Below are 23,384 nucleotides of genomic sequence, written 5' to 3'. Positions count from 1 at the left end.
CGCCCGGTTACATTCCGAACCCGGAAGCTAAGCCTCACAGCGCCGATGGTACTGCAGGGGGGACCCTGTGGGAGAGTAGGACGCCGCCGAACAATTCTTCGAGAGAAGCCCCCGCCCGGGGAACCGGTCGGGGGCTTTTCTGCTGTAGGGTCAACGTTGCAAAAGTCGTCACACGGTACAGGAGGCCCCCGGGTGGAGGTCCAGGAGACGCGGGTCCAGACCGATCGCGTCCTCACCATCCCCAACCTGCTGAGCATGGGCCGGCTGGTCGGCGTTCCGCTCTTCCTCTGGCTGATTCTCTGGCCGGTGTTCGGCGGGCCGAACAATGACGGCTGGGCGTTGCTGATCCTGATGCTGAGCGGCGTCAGCGATTACCTGGACGGAAAGCTGGCCCGCAGGTGGGGGCAGATCAGCCGGGTCGGGCAGCTGCTCGACCCGCTGGCGGACCGGCTCTATGTGCTGTCCACCCTGGTCGGCCTGACCTGGCGTGAGATCCTGCCGTGGTGGCTGACGGCCGTCCTGCTGGCCCGTGAGCTGTTTATCGCGGCGCTGCTGCCCATTCTCAACCGGCACGGCTACGGGCCGTTGCAGGTGAGTTTCCTCGGCAAGGCCGCGACATTCAATCTGATGTACGCTTTTCCGCTCCTGTTGCTCGGCACCGGGGACAGCTGGATCGCGCGGCCGGCCGAGGTGGTCAGCTGGGCCTTCATCTGGTGGGGGACCACGCTGTACTGGTGGGCCGCCATTCTTTACGCGGTGCAGGTGAGACAGATCATCCGGGCCGGCGCAGCGTCCTCCGCGTCCACAGTCTGAGACGTGATCTGAGAGAAGTCCCACGACGCCACGGTGCGTCGGACCATATCTTCCGGGTAGACCACCTCTGGAACGGTTTGATGGACCTGCAGGTCCACCACCGCGAAGGAGGACGCACCCGTAATGAAAGCCGTTGTCATGGCAGGGGGCGAAGGCACCCGACTCCGCCCGATGACCTCCAGCATGCCGAAGCCGCTGCTACCCGTGGCCAACCGCCCGATCATGGAGCACGTGCTTCGGCTGCTGAAGCGGCACGGTCTCTCCGACACCGTCGTGACCGTCCAGTTCCTGGCCTCGCTGGTCAAGAACTACTTCGGTGACGGCGAAGAGTTGGGTATGCATCTCACCTATGCCAATGAGGAGACGCCGCTCGGCACTGCGGGGAGTGTCAAGAACGCCGAGGACGCGCTCAAGGACGACTCCTTTCTGGTGATCTCCGGTGACGCGCTGACCGACTTCAATCTCTCGGAATTGATCGAGTTTCACCGCAGCAAGAACGCACTGGTCACGGTATGCCTCACCCGGGTCCCGAATCCCCTCGAGTTCGGTATCACGATCACCGATGACGAGGGGCGGGTCGAGCGGTTCCTGGAGAAGCCGACCTGGGGGCAGGTCTTCTCCGACACGGTGAACACCGGTATCTATGTGATGGAGCCCGAGGTCTTCGACTACGTGGCGGCGGGGGAGTCGGTCGACTGGTCGAGCGACGTGTTCCCGCAGCTGTTGAAGGAGGGCAAGCGGGTCTACGGGTACGTGGCCGAGGGCTACTGGGAGGACGTCGGCACCCACGAGAGCTACGGCAAGGCCCAGGCGGACGTCCTGGAGGGCAAGGTCGACGTCGAGCTCGACGGCTTCGAGATCTCGCCCGGCGTCTGGGTGGCCGAAGGGGCCGAGGTGGACCCGGAGGCGGTGCTCCGCGGGCCGTTGTACATCGGGGACTACGCCAAGGTCGAAGCCGGCGTGGAGATCCGCGAGCACACCGTGCTCGGCAGCAACGTGGTCGTGAAACGCGGCGCGTTCCTGCACAAGGCGGTCGTCCACGACAACGTGTACGTCGGACCGCAGAGCAATCTGCGGGGCTGCGTGGTCGGCAAGAACACCGACGTGATGCGGGCCGCGCGGCTCGAGGACGGCGCGGTGATCGGGGACGAGTGCCTGATCGGCGAGGAGTCGATGATCGCGGCCAACGTCCGGGTGTACCCGTTCAAGACCATCGAGGCCGGTGCGGTCGTCAACACCTCGGTGATCTGGGAGTCCCGCGGGCAGGAGCACCTCTTCGGACTGCGCGGCGTCTCGGGCATCCTCAACGTCGAGATCACGCCGGAGCTGGCCGTGCGGCTGGCGGGTGCGTACGCGACCACGCTGAAGAAGGGTGCCACCGTCACCATTGCGCGTGACCACTCGCGTGGTGCGCGTGCGCTCAAACGGGCGATGATCTCGGCGCTGCAGACGAGCGCGATCGACGTCCGGGACCTGGAGAACGTACCGATGCCGGTGGCCCGGCAGCACACCGCGCGGGGGAGTGCCGGCGGGATCTTCCTGCGGACCACGCCCGGGGTGCCGGACTCGCTGGACATCCTGTTCTTCGACGAGCGCGGGGCCGACCTCTCGCAGGCCGGCCAACGCAAGCTGGACCGCGTGTACGCGCGCCAGGAGTACCGGCGGGCCTTCCCGGGCGAGATCGGGGACCTGACCTTCCCGTCCAGCGTCTTCGACTCCTACGCGGGCAATCTGCTGCGGACCATCGACACCACGGGCGTCCGCGAGGCCGGCCTCAAGGTGGTCGTGGACACCGCGCACGGCAGCGCGGGGCTCGTTCTGCCGAGCATCCTCGGCCGGCTCGGGGTGGAGGCGCTCACCGTCTCCAGCGGGCTGGACGAGGCACGGCCGACCGAGGACGCCGAGGAGCGCCGGGCGGGGCTGGCCAGGCTGGGCGAGCTGGTCGCGTCCTCGCGGGCGGCCTTCGGCGTCCGCTTCGACCCGGTCGGCGAGCGGGTGGCCTTCGTGGACGAGCTGGGCCGGGTGATCGACGACGACCGCGCGCTGCTGGTGCTGCTCGACCTGGTCGCGGCCGAGCGGCGGAGCGGGCAGGTGGCTCTGCCGGTGACCACGACCCGGATCGCCGAGCAGGTGGCGGCGTACCACGGCACGCAGGTCATCTGGACCACGACCACGCCGGACGACCTGGCCAAGGCGGCCGCCGCCGAGGGCACCGTGTTCGGCGGCGACGGGCGGGGCGGCTTCGTGGTGCCCGAGTTCAGCGGGGTGCTGGACGGGGCGGCGGCGTTCGTGCGGCTGGTCGGGCTGGTGGCCCGGACCCAGCTCACGCTGAGCCAGATCGACGCGCGCATCCCGCAGGCGCACATCCGGCGGCGGGACATCGCGACGCCCTGGGCGGCGAAGGGCATGGTCATGCGCTCGGTGGTGGAGGCGGCCGGCAGCCGGCGGCTGGACACCACGGACGGCGTCCGGGTGGTCGAGGCGGACGGGCGGTGGACGCTGGTCCTGCCCGACCCGGCCGAGGCGGTCACCCACCTCTGGGCGGAGGGCCCGGACGACGAGGCGACCGAGGCGCTGCTGGACGAGTGGGCGGCGGTGGTCGACGGCGCCGGGCGGTGACCTGACGAGCCAACGGAACGGCGGCGGGGCGGGCGGCTGGTGTCGCCCGCCCCGTTCGTGTCCGCCCTTGTCTGTTCTATAGCGTTTTCGTACGATCTGTCGCTTCTGGTGAGTACGCAGGTCAGGGGGTGTGTTCGGGGCCCTCCGTCGACGTGGGACGATGGTCCGCATGCCAGCGACGCCGACGCCGAGTGCCAGCAACGGACGGTACAACCGTCCGGACGCCTCGATGTCCTTGCTGACCAATGTGATGGACCACGGCCTGGACGAGGGATACGCGGAGGCCGCCGCGGCCCGCGGCGGGGACCGCGACAGCCGGATACCCGGCACGGCCCGGGGCCTGCTCACGCTGGGCGCCGGGCTGGCCCTGGTGGGGGTGGTGGTGACGATCGGCGCGGTGAACGCGCGCAAGGCCGAGCCGACGCTCGCCAAGGAGCGCGACGCGCTGATCCACCGGATCAACGACAGCAACGCATCGGCGGACCGCCTGCAGCAGCAGGTGCAGGACCTGCGGCGCAGGGTCGACAGCACGCAGCAGCAGGCGCTGGCCTCGGGGGACGCGGACCCGGCCGCCCTGGCGGGCGCGGTCGGACTGGCCGAGGTCACCGGCCCGGGGATCAAGCTGATCCTCGAGGACGCGGCCGGCACCGGCGCCGGGGGGAACGTCGACCCGCGGGCCGGGCAGGGCTTCTCCAACAGCGGCCGGCTGCGGGACCGGGACCTGCAACTGGTGGTGAACGGCCTCTGGGAGTCCGGCGCGGAGGCGATCTCGATCAACGGGCAGCGGCTCACCGCGCTCTCCGCGATCCGCGCCGCGGGCGAGGCGGTCCTGGTGGACAACCGGCCGCTCGTCCCGCCGTACAACGTGCAGGCGCTCGGGGACGGGCCCAAGCTGGTCGGCGCCTTCGAGAGCCACATGGCGGGCCAGTACCTGCGCCTGCTGCAGGAGAAGTACGGCATCAAGTCGACGATCTCCGCGCAGAAGAAGCTGACGCTGCCCGCAGCGGTGGGCGTCACGCTGCGGACCGCCCAGCCCGCCACGCCGGAGGTCTCGCCGACGGCGAGCCCGACCGCCGGCCAGCCGGCGAGTCCGTCCGCCACCGCCCCGAGCGCCACGGCCTCGGCCGGCGCCGGGGAGAGCCCGTCCGCGAGCCCGTCGCCGTCGGCCAGGCCGAGTGCGCAGAGCACCGGGAAGCGCCCGCCGAGCGGGTCCGCGAAGACCACGACAGCCCACACGCCCACGGCGACCACGAGCGGGTCGTCCTCTGCAGGGACAGGAGCAGCTAGACCGTGATTGCCGTACTGGGTCTCGTGATCGGGGTGGTCGTCGGACTCTTCGTCCAGCCCGAGGTTCCGGACGCCGTCGTGCCGTACCTGCCGATCGCGGTGGTTGCGGCGCTCGACGCCGTGTTCGGCGGTGTCCGGGCGATGCTGGACGGGATCTTCAACGACAAGGTGTTCATCGTCTCCTTCCTCTCGAACGTGGTGGTCGCGGCGCTGATCGTCTTCCTCGGTGACCAGCTGGGCGTCGGCTCGCAGCTGTCCACCGGCGTGGTCGTCGTCCTCGGCATCCGCATCTTCTCCAACGCCGCTGCGATCAGGCGCCATGTCTTCCGCGCCTGAGCAGGGCCGCGGGCCGGCGGACGAGAAGCAGGCGGACGGACGGGCAGGAGACGACGTGCGCGAGGACGTGCGCGACGACGTGCGCAAGGACGGCGCGGAGGAGCGCGGCGCAGTGGCGCCGGCGAAGGCGCCGGCGGCGGAGAAGACGCCCGCGAAGCCGGTCGAGCCGGTCGGGCCGGTCGAGCGGGCCGAGCCGGTGAAGGCCGCGGAGCCGGTGGAGCCGGCCGCGGATGCTCAGGAGCAGCCGGACGGGGAGCCGGAGGCGCCGGAGGCCGAGGCCGAGCTCACGGACACGCCTGAGGCCGAGGCCGAGCCCGAGGACACGCCCGACCCCGAGGCCGAGCCCGGGGCTCAGGACGTGGAACCGGAGCCGCAGCCGGAGGCCGTGAGCGAGCCCGAGTCCGAGCCCGAGCATGAGCCGGCGCCGGCGCCGGCGCCTGAGGCGAAGCCCGAGGCCGTGCCTGCGCGTGAGCCCGAGCCTCAGCCGCAGTCCGTCGCCGAGGAGCCCGTCGCCGAGGAGCCCGCCCCGGCCGCCGTGGACCGCGGCGCGGGCCGCCGCCGGCTGAAGGCGGCGCTCTGGCCGCCGCGGCTCTCGCGCGGCCAGCTGGTGGTGGCGCTGCTGCTCTTCTCGCTGGGCCTGGCCCTGGCGATCCAGGTCCGCTCGACCAACGACCACCACAGCCAGCTGCGCGGCGCCCGTCAGGAGGATCTTGTGCGGATCCTCGACGAACTGGACAGCCGCCAGCAGCGTCTCCAACAGGAGAAGGCGGAGCTGGAGCAGTCCCTGGCGAAGTTGGAGAATAGCTCCAACCAGGCCAAGGAAGCCCAGGAACAGACCAGGAAGAAGGTGACGGAGCTCGGTGTGCTCGCAGGAACCGTCAAAGCCACTGGTCCGGGCATCGTACTCACGGTCGATGATCCCCAAGGGCAGGTGAAGGCGGATATGCTGCTGGACACCCTGCAGGAACTCCGAGCGGCGGGGGCGGAGGCGATTCAGATCAACGATGTGCGCGTGGTGGTCAACACCTACTTCACGGACGTGTCCGGCGGCGGTGTGCAGATCGACGGCAAGAAGGTCTCGCAGCCCTATCGCTTCACCGTCGTGGGGAACCCGCAGGACCTCACACCCGCGCTGAACATCCCGGGAGGTGTGGTCCGCACGCTGGAGAGCCATCAGGCGCGCGCGACCATCTCCCAGCAGCAGAAGGTGGTCGTCGACGCCCTCGTCGATCTGAAGACGCCGCAGTACGCCAAGCCGGCTCCGAAGTGACGGGGTACCGGCCGAACGGCCCGTCACCTGCGGGCGGCCCCCGGTGCGGGGCGCCGCCGTCACGTGGACGAGACTGGTCCACACCAGCACACACCGGAGCACCACACGTCGGAGTACCACTCCAGCCGGCCCGATCCACGACCGGGCCCGCAGCCTGTCCGAGGTTCTCACCCTGCCCCGCGGGCGGGTCTGTCACACGCAAGGGGATTCGCCCGTGAGTTTCTTCTCGAAGTTGTTCGGCCGTAGCAAGGACCGTGACGCGGTTGCCGTCGAGGCACCCACCGCGCGTCACCGTCGGGCCGACGAAGAGCCCGGCGTGCCGGGCATGCGCCCCGCCCCCGAGGGGGTGGAGTACGCGGAGCGTCCGCTCTTCCGGGACGGCGCCGACCAGCAGTTCGCGGCGAATCCGGCGGGCTACGGCGCGTCGGTTGACCCTTCCGGCGACCCGCGCATAGGTTTCCAGTCAGGACCCTCAACCTCTGGTGGAGGGTTTGCCCCGGATCCGTACGCCGGGCACAACCCGTCGGGTGTGCCGCGCCAGGAGGCTGTGAACATGGCTGGCCCCACTCCGTGCCCCAGGTGCGGCAACCAGAACCCTGCCGCGGCCCGCTTCTGTTCCAACTGCGGTACGGCGCTGCGCGGCGGCGGGCTGCCCGAGGGGGCGGCGGAGACCACGTCGACCATCTCGATCTCCGGCCTGGAGTCGTACGACCCCAACACCACGACCGGCACCGGTGCCACGCCGGCGCTCTCGGCCGAGGTGCTGGCGGCGATCGACGCGCTGCCGGCCGGCTCGGCCCTGCTGATCGTCCAGCGCGGCCCGAACTCGGGCAGCCGGTTCCTGCTGGACTCGGACAAGACCACGGCCGGGCGTCACCCGCAGGGCGACATCTTCCTGGACGACGTCACGGTCTCGCGCAAGCACGTGGAGTTCCGCCGGACGCCCGGCGGCGGCTTCACCGTTGCGGACGTGGGCAGCCTCAACGGCACCTACGTCAACCGGGAGCGGATCGACGAGGTGCCGCTGAACAACGGTGACGAGGTGCAGATCGGGAAGTACCGGCTGGTCTTCTTCGCCAGCCACCACCGGGGGTACTGAAACCAACGTCGGCAGGAGCCCGAGTGACCGCGAACACCCCTTCACCCCTCGGGGCGGCCACCCCCGCGCCGTCCGGTCCACTGCCGGACCAGGGCGCGCGGGGCGTGGTCGCGGCCCCCAGGCAGCCGGTCCGTCCGGACCGGCCCGCCGGGGGCGGGCGGCGGCGCGGCGGCGACGAGCTGCTGAGCATCGGTGCGGTACTGGCCTACCTGCGGGACGACTTCCCCGAGGTCACCATCTCCAAGATCAGGTTCCTGGAGGCGGAGGGCCTGGTCGAGCCGCAGCGCACGCCCTCGGGGTACCGCAAGTTCAGTCCGGCCGACGTCGAGCGGCTGGCGTACGTGTTGCGGATGCAGCGCGACCACTACCTGCCGCTGCGGGTGATCCGCGAGCACCTGGACGCGATCGAGCGCGGTGAGAACCCGCCCGCGCTGCCCCCGGCCGACGCCCGGCCCGGGCCGCTGGAGGAGGCGGACCGCGAGCTGGTGGCGGGTGCCGAGGCGTCGGCCGGGGTCCGGCTGGGCCGGGCCGAGCTGCTGGCGGCCGCGGAAGCCGGCGAGCGCGAGCTGGTCGAGTGGGAGTCGTACGGGCTGGTCGCGCCCGGCCCGGACGGCGGTTACGACGGCGAGGCGCTGCAGGTCGCCCGGCTGGTCGCGGAGCTGGGCCGGTACGGGCTGGAACCCCGCCACCTGCGGGCCATGAAGGCGGCCGCCGACCGCGAGATCGCACTCGTCGAGCAGGTGGTGGCGCCGCTGCGGCGGCACCGGAACCCGCAGACCAGGGCGCACGCCGAGGCCACCGCCCGGGAGCTGGCGACGCTCTCCGTCCGGCTGCACGCGGCCATGGTGCAGGCCGGTCTGCGGACCCGTTCCTGACCGGCCGACCCCGCTGACCAGCGCCGTCGGTCCTGCGCTTTCATATCCGGGGCAAGGGCCATAGGGTTGCCTGTGTGAATGAGCTCGACGTCGTGGGTGTCCGGGTGGAGATGCCTTCCAACCAGCCGATCGTGCTGCTGCGTGAGGTCGGGGGCGACCGTTACCTGCCGATCTGGATCGGCCCCGGTGAGGCGACCGCGATCGCGTTCGCCCAGCAGGGCATGACGCCGGTGCGCCCGTTGACGCACGACCTCTTCAAGGACGTCCTGGAGGCGCTCGGCCAGCAGCTCACCGAGGTGCGGATCACCGATCTGCGGGAGGGCGTGTTCTACGCCGAGCTGGTGTTCGCCGGCGGGGTCGAGGTGAGCGCCCGGCCGTCCGACGCGATAGCCCTGGCGCTGCGCACCGGCACGCCGATCTACGGCAGCGAGGAGGTGCTCGCCGAGGCGGGCATCGCGATCCCGGACGAGCAGGAGGACGAGGTCGAGAAGTTCCGCGAGTTCCTCGACCAGGTCTCGCCCGAGGACTTCGGCGGCGGCACGCCGCAGTAGCCGGCCCGCACCGTGGTGGCCGGCCCACGGCGGTGACCGGCGTACGGCCCGTCGGGGCCCGGGAGGCCCTGGGGCACGGGCTCGTGCCGTATACGTTCGGCCGTTTTGCCAAACTGCGTCTACCTACCCACACTAGGGGAACGAAAAACCACTCTCCCGAGTGACGTGGTTTGTCGGGCCCGGCGTGGCGATCGTTGACGGGTCATGGGGGACTGCCTACCGTCAGGAGTGGCTGCCCGGGTGTCTGTCCCCGCAGCTTTCGGGCTGCCCGCAGCATGAGTGGACGGAGGTAGGCATGACCGGCACCGGCGATGACGCGGCCGTAGGAGGCCTGTGCGCCGTACACCTGCCGCGCACCTCCCGTACCGTGACGGACCTGCCCCGGACGGACCTGCCCCGGGTGAGCCGGTTCCCGGCCGTCCAGGCCGGCCAGCCCGCCATCGAGCGGCTCGCACCGACGTCGGAGCGGCTCGCACCGACGTCGGAGCTGATCGGCTACCGCGGGCCGACGGCCTGCGCGGCGGCCGGGATCACCTACCGCCAGCTCGACTACTGGGCCCGGACCGGGCTGCTCGAACCCAGCGTCCGTTCGGTCTACCCGGCGAGCAGCCAGCGGCTGTACAGCTTCCGCGACATCCTGCTGCTGAAGATCGTGAAGCGGCTGCTGGACGCCGGTGTCTCGCTGCAGAACATCCGGGTGGCGGTCGCCCACCTGCAGGCCGCCGAGGTGGCCGATCTGGCCGGGCTGACGCTGATGTGCGACGGCGCCACGGTGTACGAGTGCACCACGCCGCAGCAGGTGGTCGACCTGCTGAAGGGTGGTCAGGGCGTGTTCGGCATCGCGGTCGGCGCGGTCTGGCAGGAGCTGGAGCTGTCCCTCGGCCGGCTGCACGCCGAGCGGACCGACACCGGTGAGACCGTGGTCGGGCACGATCCGGGGGACGAACTGGCGCAGCGCCGCAACCGGGCGGTCTGAACAGCACGTTGACGAGGCCGCGGGCCGTGGGCGGGGAACCGTCCGGCCCGCGGCCTCGTCGTGCCTGGTGGACCCGGTCGTGCCGGGTGAACCGAGGCAAGGGGGAGTTCGTGCGGTTCGGCACCGGTATACCCGGCCTGCTGCGGCGGAGGGCGCTGCGACTCGGCGTGCGGCTGGGGCAGCGGCGCACCCAGCGCCGGATCTTCCAGCTCGTCACGGCGGGCTGCGCGGTGGCGCTGGCGCCGAGCGCGTGGCTGTGGATCTCGGCGGGGGACCGGGTCGGCACGGTGGCGAGCGCGCCGCAGGCCCCGGTGGCGGTGGTGTTCGGCGCGGGCCTGTTCGAGGGCAGGCCGTCGCCGTATCTGGCGCACCGGCTGGACGCGGCGGTCGACCTGTACCGGGAGCAGAAGGTGCAGGCGATCCTGGTCACCGGCGACAACGGGCGGGACAGCTACGACGAGACCGACGCGATGCAGGCGTACCTGGTCGAGCACGGGGTGCCGCAGGTACGGGTGGTGGGCGACTACGCGGGCTTCGACACCTGGGACTCGTGCACCCGGGCGAAGCGGATCTTCGGGGTGGACCGGGCGGTGCTGGTCAGCCAGGACTTCCACGTCCGGCGGGCGCTGGCGCTGTGCGAGGCGGCCGGCATCGACGCGTACGCGGTGGGGGTGCCGGAGCTGCACGACGGCACCTGGCTGTACGGCGGGCTGCGGGAGATCCCGGGGGCGGGCAAGGCGGCGCTGAACGCCTGGCTGCGGCCCGATCCGCTGTTCCTGGGACCCAAGGAGGAGGGCATCCCCCGGGCGCTGGCGGACGCCGCCCGGGCGCCGCAGCGCTGATCCCGGGGAGGGCCGGCGGCCGGGTTCGGACGGACTGTCGGACCCGTGCGGCATGATCGGCGGGTGCGGTCACTGCCGAGCATCATCCACCTCGACATGGACGCCTTCTTCGCGGCGGTGGAGCAGGCGGCCAAGCCGAGCCTGCGCGGGAAGCCGGTGATCGTCGGGGGTCTGGGCGGGCGCGGGGTGGTCTCCACGGCCTCGTACGAGGCCCGGAGGTTCGGTGTGCACTCGGCGATGCCGATGGCGCAGGCGCGCCGGCTCTGCCCGAACGCGGCGTTCCTGTCCGGGCGCTTCGAGGCCTACCGGCAGGTGAGCGAGCTGGTGATGGGCCTGCTGCGGGAGCTGTCGCCGCTGGTCCAGCCGCTCAGCCTGGACGAGGCCTTCGTCGACCTGGAGGCCGGTCCGTACGGCCCGGTGCTGGGGGAGGCGGACCACGGGACGGGGGAGCGGCTGGTGCTGGCCCTGGCGGAGGACCTCCGGGCGGACATCCGGCGGCGCACCGGGCTGACCGCCTCGGTCGGGGCGGCCGGGTCCAAGCTGATGGCGAAGATCGCCTCCGAGCAGGCCAAGCCGGACGGGCTGGTGCTGATCGAGCCCGGCCAGGAGCGGGCGGTGCTCGGGCCGATGGTGGTGCGCGCGCTGCCCGGCATCGGCCCGGCCACCGAGCAGGTGCTGCGCCGGGCCGGCCTGAACACGGTGGCCGACCTCGCCGAGGCGGGGGAGGCGGAGCTGGTGCAGCTGCTCGGGAAGGCGCACGGCAGCGGCGTGTACGCGATGTCCATAGGCCTGGACGACCGGCCGGTGGTGGCCGACCAGGACGCCAAGTCGGTGTCGGTGGAGGACACCTTCGAGGTGGACCTGGCCGACCGGGACCGGGTGCTGCGCGAGGTGGAGGTGCTGGCCGCGCGGTGCGTGCGGCGGCTGAGGTCGGCGGGCAGGTCGGGGCGGACGGTGGTGCTCAAGGTCCGGCGGTTCGACTTCTCCACGCTGACCCGTTCGGAGACGCTGCGCGGGCCGACGGACGACGAGACGGTGATCACCGAGACGGCCCGCCGGCTGGCCTCGCAGGTGGACATCACGGGCGGGGTGCGGCTGCTCGGCGTCGGGGTGTCGCAGCTGGCCGACTACACCCAGGAGGACCTGTTCGCGCAGGCGGTCCGGGAGGAGGCGGGCGAGCCGGAGGCGGCCGGGGACGAGGAGGAGGGCCCGGCCGAGCCGGCCGGACCCGCGGTGCGGCACTGGATGCCGGGGCAGGACGTGCGGCACGCGGAGCTCGGGCCCGGATGGGTGCAGGGCAGTGGTGTGGGGCGGGTGACGGTGCGCTTCGAGACGCCGTGGAGCGGGCCGGGGCGGGTGCGGACCTTCGCGGTGGACGACCCGGCGCTGGAGCCCGCGCGTCCGCTGCCGCTGCGCGGCGATGACGGCGGCGCCGGCGGGGGCAGTGGCGACGGCACGGACGGTACGGACGGCGGGGACGCGGGAGACCCCGGAGACGGCGGGAGTGCGGCGACGGCCGGGGGCTGAACGCACGGAGCGGCCCCACCCGGCAGGGGGGCCGGGTGGGGCCGCTTCGGAGTGTCCGGCCTCGGACGGTCGCGATGCCCTCGTCGACCCTTCGGGGACCGGTCCCCCGCGCCCTGTCCCTGGGCGCGGGGGGTGGACGCCTCGTCAGGCGTCGGTCTTGGCCAGCCGGGGGCTGGAGTCCAGGTCCGCGACCTCGTTGCCGGCGGCCACGGTGGTGGTCGGCTTGATGGTGCGGATCAGGAAGGGGACGGCGCCGGCGATCACGCAGACCGCGGCGGCGGTCCAGAACGCGTGCTTGTAGGCGTCCAGGGTGGGCAGCAGCAGCGGGATCTTCGGCGGCAGCTTCATGGTGTCGCCGGTCAGGATCGCGGCCATCACGGCGGTGCCGATGGCGCCACCGACGGTGCGCAGCACGGCGTTCATGCCGTTGGCGATGCCGCTCTGCTCGACCGGGACGGCGCCGTTGATGTAGGCGGGCATCGCCGAGAAGGCGAGGCCGATGCCCAGACCGAAGATCGCCGAGGCGGTGTAGATGTCGGCCTCGTGGCTGTGGCGCAGGGCCAGGTAGGCCATCGCGACGGCGCCGAGCACGCCACCGAGGACGAGCGGCAGACGCGGGCCGCGACGGGCGATCAGCAGGGCGCCCAGCGGGGCGGCGACCATCGAGCCGACGGCGGAGGGCAGCAGCATGACGCCGGCGTGCAGCACGGTGGCGGTGAAGCCGTAGTGCGCGAACTTCTCCGGGGTCTGGGCGAAGTTGCTGATCACCATGAACGAGCCGTACATGCCGAAGCCGATCAGCAGGCCGGCCAGGTTGGTGAAGGCGACGGCCGGGCGGGACATCATCTTCATGTCCACCAGCGGGTGCTTCACCTTGACCTCGATGACGCCCCAGACGAGGGCGACCACGGCGGCGACGGCGAACAGGCCGAGCGTCTTGGTGGAGGTCCAGCCCCAGTTGTTGCCCTGGCTGACCGCGACCAGCAGGGCGGAGAGCCAGCCGGCCAGGGTGAGCGCGCCGAGCGGGTCGGCGCCGCCTTCCTTGTCGGTGACCGGGTCGGTCGGCACCCGCAGGGCGACCAGGGCGACCGCGATCAGGCCGAAGACCAGGCCCATCCAGAAGATCGACTTGTAGCTCCAGTGCTCCAGCAGCAGACCGGTGGCGACCAGGCCGAGGCCGCTGCCGACGCCCATCGAGGCGCTGATGGCGGCGACGCCGCCGGTCACCTTCTGCTTCGGCAGCTCGTCGCGGACGATGCTGATCGCCAGCGGGAGCACGCCACCGCCGGCGCCCTGGAGGACGCGGGCGACGACCAGCCAGGTGAAGGAGTGGGTGCTGACCGCGAGCGCGGAGCCCGCCACCAGACCGGTCAGCGAGATCAGCAGCATCGGCTTGCGGCCGCGCAGGTCACCGAAGCGGCCCAGCAGGGGGGTCAGCACGGCGGCGGAGAGCAGGTTGGCCGTCATCAGCCAGGTGATGCTGGAGCCGGAGACGCCGAGCTCCCGGGCCAGCGAGGGCAGGATCGGGACGACCGCGGTCTGCACCACGCTGAACGACAGCATCGCCAGGATGAGGGCCGGCAGGACCCGGGCGCTGCTCTGCTTCTCGGCCGCGGTGGTGGGCTGTGGTGCCTCACTCACGGTTGCTTCCTCCCGTACATAGTGAATGAACTGAAGTAACCATGCAGGGAGATACTTCATTGTGTCAAATATCGATCGGTGAAGCTTTGGCAAAGTCGAAGCAGTTGCGTCAGGAGGCATGCCGAAGGGGCCCCGGACCTGCTGGTCCTGGGCCCCTTCGCGCGGCGGGCCGGCCGGGCGGGCCGGGCGGGACGGGTCAGCCGAGCGGTCGGAGCGAGGGTCCGTGCTGCGGCTCGTCCGCGGCCCCGCGGGCGGAGGGTGGCGCCTCGTCCCGGGCCGGGGCGGTGCCGGTGTGGTCGTGCACCTCGACGTGCTCGCGGCGCAGGTCGTCCCGGATCACCTCCTCGGCGGTGTACCGCTCGACCACCAGGCGCACCCGCTCGACCGGGGCCAGGTACTTGCGGACCACCGGGCGCTCCTCGCGCAGGGTGACCTCCTCCACGGCCTCGGCGATGTCCTGCTCGCTGATCGAGGACCGCTCCGCCTCGCCGACCGGCATCCGCTCCACCCGGACCCGCTCGCGGACCACCGGGACCCGGCGCTCCACCGGCTCGGTGGTCACGTACTTGCGCAGCTTCGCGGTGCCCAGGACGTGCCACTCGGTGGTGATGTCCAGGCGCTCCTCGCGGCAGGTGATCTCCACCGGGCCGCCGGGTGCGGACTCCGCCGGACCGGTCGGGCCCGCGGCGGCGCCCGTCTGCGCCGGAGCCGTGCCGTGCTGGCCGGCGGTGCCGTGCTGGCCGGTGGTGCCGTTCGCGGCGTGGGTGGTGGAGGGGGCGGCCGGTGCCGCGGGGGCGGCCGGCGCGGGGGTGGTGAGGGTGCGCACGTTGGCCTCCGTGGCGGAGTCGGACGGCTTGCCGGAATCGGCCGCCGGGCTGGTGGTGTGGGGGGCGGGGGCCGCGGCGTCGGCCGGGTGGGCGGCGAGCGGCTTGGCGGTGGACACGGGGGCCCGGGAGTCCGCGGGCTTCTCCGCGGGCTTCTCCGTGGTGCCCGCCGCCGCCGCGGCGCCGACGGCGGCCGTGCCCGCCGCTGCCGCCGGGACCGCGGGTGGGACGGCGCCGAAGTCCAGGTCGGCCGGCTGCGAGCCGGAGCCCTCGCCCGCGGGGCGCCCGTCGAACGGGGTGTCCAGCCCGTAGTAGCGGTACAGCTGGAGCTCCTGGGCGGGCGAGAGGTGCTGGCCCACGCCGAAGTCCGGTGACTCCTTCACCAGCGACTTGTCGTACGGCACCCGCAGCTCGTCGCCGGAGAACTCGCTCGTGGTCAGGGGGACGAAGGCGTCCCGGCCGAAGATGCCGGTCCGGACCGCGGCCCACTCGGGCTGTCCGGTGGCGTCGTCCAGATACACCTCGTCGACCGTGCCGATCTTGTCTCCGTTGCGGTCGACCGCCTTGTGGCCGATGAGGTCCCGGGGGTCGATATCGGTCTGCACTCTTTCCTCCAGTGCGCTGCGCCTGCGGAACGCCCGCAGGCCGGCGGCCGGCCCGCCCGTCCCATCCGCCACTTCACACCAAAAGCCATGAACCGGGCGCCCGCGACCGGGGTGGGGCCGGACGGGCCCGGCGCTGCGCCGTACGGGTCACGGGCGACCTGCCGGAGTGACCGGGTGCACCCGTGATCGGAGGGCGTCCCGCTGGTACCCTGGGCGCGACCGCCGAGCCCGCTCGGGAGAGTCCCCGACAGTGCAAAGACACTGGTCGGGGCGCCGAAGGAGCAACTCCTCCCCGGAATCTCTCAGGCATCCGTACCGTGTGGGATAGGTCACTCTGGAAAGCAGGGCAGGACCCCCGGCGAGGGAGCCGGTGGACACCACCCTCACCGACGGTGCAAGCCGGCGGGGCGCCGACGGCGCGCCGTGCGGGTGAAGCTCTCAGGTCCCGATGACAGAGGGGGAGGCCTGTCGGGTTCGCCCGCCCAGGCCGCTCCGCTGTTGTCCGCAGCGGCAAGCCGCCCGGCGTGCGTACCCCCGCCGGTCCGTGACCAGGAGGCCTCGACCACCATGAACGCCCAGCCGAACGCGGGACGCCCCACCGGCGCCTCGACCCTCACCGAGCTTGAGCTGGCCAGTCCCTTCGAGAACCGCCACATCGGCCCCGACGCCGCCGCACAGGAGAAGATGCTGGCGCAGGTCGGCTACGGCTCGCTGGACGAGCTCGCCGCCACGGCCGTGCCCGAGGCGATCCGCTCCATCACCGGCCTGGACCTCCCGGGCGGCCGCAGCGAGGCCCAGGTCCTCGCCGAGCTGCGCGAGCTGGCCGGCCGCAACCGTGTGCTCCAGCCGATGATCGGCCTGGGCTACTACGGCACCTTCACCCCGCCGGTGGTCCTGCGCAACGTCCTGGAGAACCCGGCCTGGTACACCGCGTACACGCCGTACCAGCCGGAGATCTCGCAGGGCCGCCTGGAGGCGCTGCTCAACTTCCAGACCCTGGTCTCCGACCTGACCGGCCTGCCGACCTCCGGCTCCTCGCTGCTCGACGAGAGCACCGCGGCCGCCGAGGCGATGGCCCTCGCCCGCCGCGTCACCAAGGTCAAGGGCGGTGTCTTCCTGGTCGACGCCGAGACCCTGCCGCAGACCGTCGCGGTGATCAACACCCGCGCCGTGCCCACCGGCGTCGAGGTCGTCGTCGCCGACCTGTCCGAGGGCATCCCGGCCGAGATCGCCGAGCGCGGCGTCTTCGGCGTGCTGCTCCAGTACCCGGGCGCCACCGGCGTGGTCCGCGACCTCACCGCCGTCATCGAGCAGGCCCACGGCCTCGGCGCGGTCGTCGCCGTCGCCGCCGACCTGCTGGCGCTCACCCTGCTGAAGTCCCCCGGCTCGCTCGGCGCCGACATCGCCTGCGGCACCTCGCAGCGCTTCGGCGTGCCGATGGGCTTCGGCGGCCCGCACGCCGGCTACCTCTCGGTGCGCGCCGAGTACGCCCGCTCGCTGCCCGGCCGCCTGGTCGGCGTCTCCGTCGACGTCGACGGCAACCGCGCCTACCGCCTGGCGCTGCAGACCCGCGAGCAGCACATCCGCCGCGAGAAGGCCACCAGCAACATCTGCACCGCCCAGGTGCTGCTGGCCGTGATGGCCTCGATGTACGCGGTCTACCACGGCCCGGACGGCCTGGCCGACATCGCCCGCCGCACCCACCGCTACGCCGCCGCCCTCGCCGAGGGCCTGCGGGCCGGGGGCGTGGAGCTGCTGCACGGCGAGTTCTTCGACACCGTCACCGCCGTCGTCCCGGGCCGCGCCGCCGCGATCGCCGAGGCCGCCCGCGAGCACGGCATCAACGTGTACCAGGACGGCGAGGACCGGATCTCGGTCTCCACCGACGAGACCACCACCCGCGAGCACCTGGCCGGCGTCTGGGCCGCGTTCGGCGTCGAGGGCGTGGAGGTCGCCGAGAGCGCCGACGCGCTCCCGGCCGCGCTGCTGCGCGAGGACGAGTACCTGACCCACCCGGTCTTCCACAGCCACCGGTCCGAGACCGCCATGCTGCGCTACCTGCGCCGCCTGTCGGACCGCGACTACGCGCTGGACCGCGGCATGATCCCGCTGGGCTCCTGCACCATGAAGCTCAACGCGACCACCGAGATGGAGCCGGTGACCTGGCCGGAGTTCGGCCAGCTGCACCCGTTCGCGCCGATCGACCAGGCGCAGGGCTTCCTCACCCTGATCCGCCAGCTGGAGCAGCAGCTGGTCGAGGTGACCGGCTACGACGCCGTCTCCATCCAGCCGAACGCGGGCTCCCAGGGCGAGCTGGCCGGCCTGCTGGCCGTCCGCGCCTACCACCACGCCAACGGCGACACCCAGCGCGACGTCTGCCTGATCCCGTCCTCCGCGCACGGCACCAACGCGGCCTCCGCCGTGATGGCCGGCATGCGCGTGGTCGTGGTGAAGACCCTGGTCGACGGCGACGTGGACGTCGAGGACCTCAAGGCCAAGATCGAGCAGCACCGCGACAGCCTGTCCGTGCTGATGGTCACCTACCCGTCCACCCACGGCGTGTACGAGACCGAGATCACCCAGATCTGCGCCATGGTGCACGAGGCCGGCGGCCAGGTGTACGTCGACGGCGCCAACCTGAACGCCCTGGTCGGCCTCGCCAAGCCGGGCAAGTTCGGCGCGGACGTCTCGCACCTGAACCTGCACAAGACCTTCTGCATCCCGCACGGCGGCGGCGGCCCGGGCGTTGGCCCGGTCGCGGTGCGCGCGCACCTCGCGCCGTACCTGCCGAACCACCCGCTGCAGGAGGAGGCCGGCCCGGCCACCGGCGTCGGCCCGATCTCGGCCGCGCCGTGGGGTTCGGCCGCCATCCTGCCGATCTCCTGGGCGTACGTCCGGCTGATGGGCGGCGAGGGCCTCAAGCGCGCCACCCAGGTCGCGGTGCTGAACGCCAACTACGTCGCCAAGCGCCTGGCCCCGCACTACCCGGTGCTCTACACCGGCCCCGGCGGCCTGGTCGCGCACGAGTGCATCATCGACCTGCGCCCGCTCACCAAGGAGACCGGCGTATCGGTGGACGACATCGCCAAGCGCCTGATCGACTACGGGTTCCACGCGCCGACGATGTCCTTCCCGGTGGCCGGCACGCTGATGATCGAGCCGACCGAGTCCGAGGACCTGCACGAGATCGACCGGTTCTGCGACGCGATGATCGAGATCCGGGCCGAGATCGAGAAGGTCGGCTCGGGCGAGTGGGCGGCCGAGGACAACCCGCTGCGCAACGCCCCGCACACCGCCGCCACGCTGGCCGGCGACTGGGCGCACGGCTACTCGCGCCAGGAGGCGGTCTTCCCGGCGGGCGTGAACCCGGCGGACAAGTACTGGCCGCCGGTCAGCCGGATCGACGGCGCCTACGGTGACCGCAACCTGGTCTGCTCCTGCCCGCCGCTGGACGAGTACGGCGTCTGACGTACCCGGTCCGGCTCAGGACGGCACGAAGCAGGGCCCCGGCGGGTTTCCGCCGGGGCCCTGCCCGTTGTCCGCGTCCCTCCGGCGGCCGCTCCCGCCCGCGGTGGATCAGGCCGCGTGGGCGACGGGGCGGCGCGGGGCGATCACCCGGCCGTCGGGCAGCAGTTCGCCGGTGTCCTCGAACAGCAGGACGCCGTTGCAGAGCAGGCTCCAGCCCTGCTCCGGGTGACAGGCCACCGGTTCGGCGGCCTCGCGGTCCTCGGACTCGGCCGACGGACACTCAGGACGGTGCTGGCACATGCGCGTACCCTCGCTTCGCTCTGCGATCCTCCCCGTGGTGCGGCGCCGTTCGGATGGCCGTCGGGAGCCGCCGCGGTAGTCGGATCCTGTCCGGCGCCGGTCCAGGTGTAGACCGGCGCTCAAGTGGGTAGGACAGGTGGTCCTTCCACGCTGGTTCCCAGTGTCGGCATCCCGGGGCGCTCGCGCAGCAAATTCGTGACATGCGCCACAACTCGTGGGCCGAGATCACCCGTTCAGGTGGTACGGGCCGGAAAACGCGCCCGGACGGGCCATCCGGCGGATGGCCCGTTGCGGCCATGCCCGATGGCCCGTCCGGGGGAGGCGGGCGTAGCGGAGCTGGGATTCGGGTGTTCGGGTGTTCGGGTGGCGGTGTCCGGGCGGGGGCTCAGGACGAGCCGAGCAGCAGCGGCCTGCCCAGCGGGGCCCGGGCCAGCACCGGCAGCAGGTCGGCGGCCGGGTAGGCGCGGTGCGCGGTGACCCCGAGCGGCGCAGGTGCCAGCGGGATCAGCAGGTCGGCGCCCGGCCCGGCGTCCGGGGCGTGCAGCCACAGCGCCGTGGCGTACTGGCCCGGGAAGGTGAGCAGGCGGGGCAGCTGGCGCGCGCGGGAGGTCTGGGCGAGCTGCCAGGCCTGGCGCAGGGCCCGGACGGTGGAGTCCAGGTACGGGCCGGCGGTGAAGTGGGAGAAGGTGTGGCCCTCGGCGCCCTGCACCACCTCGGCCGCAGCGGCCACCACCTCGGCGCCGTCCTTGATCAGGAAGCGCCAGCCCGTCCGCCGGGCGGCGGAGAGCTCGGGGCGCGGCCCGTCCAGGACGTGGACGGCGAGCGGGTGCGCGGGGAGCAGCGGTCCGGCCGGATGACGCAGCGCTGCGGCGGCGGGCTGGCGCAGCGCGTCCTCCGAGTCGAGCGCGGCGAGGACCGCGCGCAGGGCGCTTGGTGGGGGCTGGGGGGTCTGCAGAGTCATGGCGGGGTCGCCTCTCCGTGCGAGATCGGCGTGCGAGTGCGGCATACCGGCATGGCGCGGTGTGTCGTCGCTGACGGGACCTGGCCGTGTCCGGTTGTGCATGATCGCGGTGCGGGTACGGCCGCTGTCGTCGACGAGGGTTTCGGAGCGGCAGCGGGCCGGCCTGGGCGCAGTGCGAATTCTATCGAACAGGTGCGCAGGGTGACCTGTTTATCACAGGCGGTGGCGCCGGGCAAGTCGACGGATCTGCTGAAAGGCCATCAGTTTCCTTGCATTGCAAGCCGTTCGAAGCAATCGGGTATCGATCTTCGGGGTGGGCATGATGCTTGCGCGGTCGCTCGGCCGGGCGGCCTCAGGAGGAGGGGACCATGGGCGAGAAGGTCGTGGCGACGCGGGCGGAGCTGTCGGACCGGCAGCTGTACCGCCGCAAGCTCCAGTCCTGTCTCGACGCGCTCGGACGGATGCTGCACGAGGACCGGTTCGACCGGCCGCGGGCGGTGATGGGCCTGGAGATCGAGCTGAACCTGGCCGACGAGCAGGGCCTGCCGGTGATGCGCAACGCACAGGTGCTCAGCTCGATCGGCTCCAGCGACTTCCAGACCGAGCTGGGGCGGTTCAACATCGAGGTCAACATCGCCCCGCACCGGCTCTGCGGCCACGTCTTCGACGAACTGCGCGAGGAGATCGACACCGGGCTGCGGTACGCCGACCGGCGGGCGGCCGAGGCGGGCGCCCGGATCGTCATGGTGGGCATCCTGCCGACGCTGGAGACCGACCACACCGGGCTGGACGCGATGTCCCACAACCAGCGGTACAGCCTGCTCAGCGACCAGATCCTGGCCGCCCGCGGCGAGGACATCACGCTGGACATCGAGGGCGTCGAGCACCTCCAGCTGGACTCGATCACCATGGTCGCGGAGGCCGCCGCGACCTCGTTGCAACTGCATCTGCAGGTCACCCCCGAGCGGTTCTCCTCGGTCTGGAACGCCGCCCAGGCGATCTGCGGCCCGCAGCTCGCGCTCGGCGCCAACTCGCCGTTCCTGTTCGGCCGGGAGCTGTGGCGGGAGACCAGGCCGGTGCTCTTCCAGCAGGCCTGTGACACCCGTTCGGCGGAGCTCAAGGCCCAGGGCGTGCGCCCGATCACCTGGTTCGGCGAGCGCTGGGTCGACTCGGCGTACGACCTGTTCGAGGAGAACCTGCGGTACTTCCCCGCGTTGCTGCCGATCTGCGACGACGAGGACCCGGTCAAGGTGCTGGCCTCCGGCGGCGTGCCGCGGCTGGCCGAGATGCGGCTGCACAACGGCACCATCTACCGGTGGAACCGGCCGGTGTACGACGTCAGCGGCGGGGTGCCGCACCTGCGGGTGGAGAACCGGGCCCTGCCGGCCGGGCCGACGGTGGCCGACACGCTGGCCAACGCGGCGTTCTACTACGGCCTGGTGCGGGTGCTGGCCGAGCAGCCCCGGCCGATCTGGACCAGGCTGCCGTTCGAGCGGGCCGACGAGAACTTCCGGCAGGCCGCCCGGTACGGGGTCGACGCCGTCTTCCAGTGGCCGCGGCACGGCCGGGCCGGGCGCGGCGGCGGGCTCGCCACCGTCCCCGCGGTCGACCTGGTGCTGAACGAGCTGCTGCCGATGGCCCACCAGGGGCTGGACGAGTGGGGCGTGGAGCCCGCCGACCGGGACCGCTACCTCGGCATCATCGAGCAGCGCTGCCTGCGGCGGGTGAACGGCGCCTCCTGGCAGAGCGCGACCTTCCACCGGCTGCGCGAGCAGTTCGGGATGGACCGGCCGGCCGCGCTGGCGGCGATGACCCGGCGGTACATCGAGCACATGCGCGGCGGGGAGCCGGTGCACACCTGGCCGGTCGGCTGAGGCGGGTCCGGCGGACCGGGCCGGGCGGCCCCCGACGGCGCTCCTGTGGAAGGATGACCGCTCCGGCCGTCGGCCGACGGCCGGAGCGATGCCGGACCGCTGGAGCAGCCGTGACCACCGCCCCGACCGAACCGGAGACCGCGAAGCCGACGCGCCGGCTGCTCGGCGTGGAACTGCTGACCGTCCTCGGCCTCTCCCTCGGCGCCAGCGGGATCGGCGCGCTGATCAGCTTCACCGGCTCGCTCACCGAGACGCTGAAGCTCGGCCAGCAGGTCGCCACCCTGAACGCCTCGCGCGCCCCCGGCCGGCCCTGGCTGGACCTCGCCTGGCAGCTCTACTACGTCGCGCGCGGCCTGATGCCGGTGGTCCTGGTCGGCTACCTGCTGGTGCGCGAGGGCGTCTCGCTGCGGGTGCTCGGCTTCGACCTCGGGCAGAAGCTGCGCGACCTCGGCCGCGGCGCCGCCGTCGCGGCCGCGATCGGCGGCACCGGGCTGGCGCTGTACCTGATCTCGCAGGCGGCCGGCTACAACCTGACGGTGGCGCCGTCCGGGCTGCCGGACGTCTGGTGGCGGATCCCGGTGCTGATCGCCTCGGCCTGGCAGAACGCCATCCTGGAGGAGGTCGTCGTCGTCGGCTACCTGCTGCGCCGGCTGGGGCAGTTGGGGTGGTCCTGGCCGGCGGCGGTAGTGGCGAGCTCGGTGCTGCGCGGCTCGTACCACCTGTACCAGGGGGTCGGCGGGCTGGTCGGCAACATGGTGATGGGTGCGGTGTTCTGCCTGCTGTACCGGCGGTGGGGGCGGGTGATGCCGCTGGTGGTGGCGCACGCGCTGATCGACACGGTGGCCTTCGTCGGGTACGCGCTGCTGGCCGGGCACGTCAGCTGGCTGCCCACCGGCTGAGCGACGGCCGGGCGGTGCGGGCGCGCGGCGGGCGGGCGAGCAGCCGGTCGACGTGCCGGCGTTCCAGACCCCGGCCCGGGTCGACCGGCAGCAGCAGGCGGTCGCGCCGCCAGAACGAGCCCCGGACGAGCCGGCCGGGGATGACGTCGTCGACCCAGGCGAACGGGCGGCCGGCCGCGTAGCGCAGCAGCGGGGCCCATTTGCGGGCGGAGAACAGCTGCATGAGCGGGATGCGCGGGTCGTCCGGCTGGGGGACGTAGCCGGTGAAGCGGACCACCGGCAGCTCGGGCAGGCCGATCGCCGGGGCGATGTGGGCGTTGGCCTGCTCCTCCCAGGTGGTGGCCCAGACCAGCTCGTAGGTGCCGGCCAGTTCGCGCAGCCACGTGCCGTGCCGGGCGGAGAGCAGCACGGTGTAGCCGAGCAGGGTGTGGCTGTCGAAGCCGGCGTCGGGGTCGGGGCAGACCGGGTTGAGCACGCCGTCGACGTCCAGGAACAGCAGTGGCTTCGGCATCGTGCCCCCCCGGGTGTGACTCCGTCATCACCTGGTCGGACGAGCGGCACCCCTCCGGTGGTTGCCCTCCGGCGGTTTCCCACCGGAGGGCGCACGCAGGGGTGCG

At 72.4% G+C, this 23,384-nt stretch carries 19 protein-coding genes, 1 rRNA gene and 1 riboswitch; of the genes, 15 read left to right on the top strand and 5 right to left on the bottom strand.

Annotation, left to right across the window (positions count from 1 at the left end; genetic code table 11):
- The 12 genes from rrf to ABZ885_RS08800 all read left to right on the top strand — a co-directional run.
- Positions 1 to 92 (top strand): 5S ribosomal RNA (gene rrf / locus ABZ885_RS08855); the annotation flags it as partial.
- Positions 93 to 192: 100 nt separating this feature from the next.
- Entirely contained in the window at positions 193 to 813 is a 621-nt protein-coding gene (locus ABZ885_RS08850) for a CDP-alcohol phosphatidyltransferase family protein (protein WP_360185170.1), read from the top strand.
- A 123-nt stretch (positions 814 to 936) separates the two neighbouring features.
- Positions 937 to 3,432, top strand: a complete 2,496-nt coding sequence (locus ABZ885_RS08845) for a mannose-1-phosphate guanyltransferase (protein ID WP_360185167.1) — start codon at positions 937 to 939, stop codon at positions 3,430 to 3,432.
- Between the two features lie 169 nt (positions 3,433 to 3,601).
- Positions 3,602 to 4,726 (top strand): DUF881 domain-containing protein, encoded by a 1,125-nt coding sequence (locus ABZ885_RS08840; protein ID WP_360185164.1) that lies wholly within the window; start codon positions 3,602 to 3,604, stop codon positions 4,724 to 4,726.
- On the top strand, positions 4,723 to 5,055 hold the full coding sequence (locus ABZ885_RS08835) for a small basic family protein (protein WP_030062488.1): 333 nt from the start codon (positions 4,723 to 4,725) through the stop codon (positions 5,053 to 5,055). Before ABZ885_RS08840 ends, ABZ885_RS08835 begins: the two co-directional genes overlap by 4 nt.
- 385 nt (positions 5,056 to 5,440) lie before the next feature.
- Entirely contained in the window at positions 5,441 to 6,325 is an 885-nt protein-coding gene (locus tag ABZ885_RS08830; protein ID WP_360185184.1) for a DUF881 domain-containing protein, read from the top strand.
- A gap of 172 nt (positions 6,326 to 6,497) precedes the next feature.
- The gene (locus tag ABZ885_RS08825) at positions 6,498 to 7,424 is read left to right on the top strand and encodes an FHA domain-containing protein (RefSeq protein WP_360185181.1); all 927 of its coding nucleotides are present in this window, start codon (positions 6,498 to 6,500) and stop codon (positions 7,422 to 7,424) included.
- A gap of 182 nt (positions 7,425 to 7,606) precedes the next feature.
- Positions 7,607 to 8,299 carry a MerR family transcriptional regulator gene (locus ABZ885_RS08820; RefSeq protein WP_360185178.1) on the top strand — a complete coding sequence of 231 codons (693 nt, stop codon included), beginning with the start codon at positions 7,607 to 7,609 and terminating at the stop codon, positions 8,297 to 8,299.
- A gap of 74 nt (positions 8,300 to 8,373) precedes the next feature.
- A complete protein-coding gene (locus ABZ885_RS08815; protein ID WP_360185161.1) occupies positions 8,374 to 8,850 on the top strand; it encodes a bifunctional nuclease family protein in 477 nt (158 codons plus the stop codon).
- Positions 8,851 to 9,145: 295 nt separating this feature from the next.
- Positions 9,146 to 9,826, top strand: a complete 681-nt coding sequence (locus tag ABZ885_RS08810; RefSeq protein WP_360185158.1) for a MerR family transcriptional regulator — start codon at positions 9,146 to 9,148, stop codon at positions 9,824 to 9,826.
- Positions 9,827 to 9,993: 167 nt separating this feature from the next.
- On the top strand, positions 9,994 to 10,668 hold the full coding sequence (locus ABZ885_RS08805) for an ElyC/SanA/YdcF family protein (RefSeq protein ID WP_360185175.1): 675 nt from the start codon (positions 9,994 to 9,996) through the stop codon (positions 10,666 to 10,668).
- 63 nt (positions 10,669 to 10,731) lie between these two features.
- Positions 10,732 to 12,195, top strand: a complete 1,464-nt coding sequence (locus tag ABZ885_RS08800) for a DNA polymerase IV (protein ID WP_360185155.1) — start codon at positions 10,732 to 10,734, stop codon at positions 12,193 to 12,195.
- Positions 12,196 to 12,339: 144 nt separating this feature from the next.
- Here ABZ885_RS08800 and ABZ885_RS08795 read toward each other — a convergent pair whose 3' ends face one another.
- Both ABZ885_RS08795 and ABZ885_RS08790 read right to left on the bottom strand, forming a co-directional pair.
- Positions 12,340 to 13,836, bottom strand: a complete 1,497-nt coding sequence (locus ABZ885_RS08795) for an MFS transporter (RefSeq protein ID WP_360185152.1) — start codon at positions 13,834 to 13,836, stop codon at positions 12,340 to 12,342.
- A gap of 196 nt (positions 13,837 to 14,032) precedes the next feature.
- The gene (locus ABZ885_RS08790; RefSeq protein WP_360185149.1) at positions 14,033 to 15,265 is read right to left on the bottom strand and encodes a PRC and DUF2382 domain-containing protein; all 1,233 of its coding nucleotides are present in this window, start codon (positions 15,263 to 15,265) and stop codon (positions 14,033 to 14,035) included.
- A gap of 223 nt (positions 15,266 to 15,488) precedes the next feature.
- A riboswitch (glycine riboswitch) is annotated at positions 15,489 to 15,593 on the top strand.
- A 239-nt stretch (positions 15,594 to 15,832) separates the two neighbouring features.
- Here ABZ885_RS08790 and gcvP point away from each other — a divergent pair.
- Positions 15,833 to 18,733 carry an aminomethyl-transferring glycine dehydrogenase gene (gcvP, locus tag ABZ885_RS08785; RefSeq protein ID WP_360185147.1) on the top strand — a complete coding sequence of 967 codons (2,901 nt, stop codon included), beginning with the start codon at positions 15,833 to 15,835 and terminating at the stop codon, positions 18,731 to 18,733.
- A gap of 108 nt (positions 18,734 to 18,841) precedes the next feature.
- Here gcvP and ABZ885_RS08780 read toward each other — a convergent pair whose 3' ends face one another.
- Both ABZ885_RS08780 and ABZ885_RS08775 read right to left on the bottom strand, forming a co-directional pair.
- Positions 18,842 to 19,033, bottom strand: coding sequence for a DUF5999 family protein (locus ABZ885_RS08780; RefSeq protein WP_360185144.1), 192 nt, complete (start codon positions 19,031 to 19,033; stop codon positions 18,842 to 18,844).
- Between the two features lie 385 nt (positions 19,034 to 19,418).
- Entirely contained in the window at positions 19,419 to 19,994 is a 576-nt protein-coding gene (locus ABZ885_RS08775) for a hypothetical protein (protein WP_360185142.1), read from the bottom strand.
- A gap of 368 nt (positions 19,995 to 20,362) precedes the next feature.
- Here ABZ885_RS08775 and ABZ885_RS08770 point away from each other — a divergent pair, with 368 nt between their 5' ends.
- Both ABZ885_RS08770 and ABZ885_RS08765 read left to right on the top strand, forming a co-directional pair.
- Entirely contained in the window at positions 20,363 to 21,868 is a 1,506-nt protein-coding gene (locus ABZ885_RS08770; RefSeq protein ID WP_360185139.1) for a glutamate--cysteine ligase, read from the top strand.
- Between the two features lie 110 nt (positions 21,869 to 21,978).
- The gene (locus ABZ885_RS08765; RefSeq protein WP_360185137.1) at positions 21,979 to 22,767 is read left to right on the top strand and encodes a CPBP family intramembrane glutamic endopeptidase; all 789 of its coding nucleotides are present in this window, start codon (positions 21,979 to 21,981) and stop codon (positions 22,765 to 22,767) included.
- Here the strand turns inward: ABZ885_RS08765 and ABZ885_RS08760 are convergent.
- Entirely contained in the window at positions 22,745 to 23,278 is a 534-nt protein-coding gene (locus tag ABZ885_RS08760) for an HAD domain-containing protein (RefSeq protein ID WP_360185134.1), read from the bottom strand. The genes ABZ885_RS08765 and ABZ885_RS08760 overlap by 23 nt on opposite strands.
- Positions 23,279 to 23,384 lie beyond the last annotated feature (106 nt).

It is taken from the genome of Kitasatospora sp. NPDC047058 (assembly GCF_040643935.1).
GTDB lineage: Bacteria > Actinomycetota > Actinomycetes > Streptomycetales > Streptomycetaceae > Kitasatospora.
This window is presented reverse-complemented; position numbering and strand designations above follow the sequence as displayed.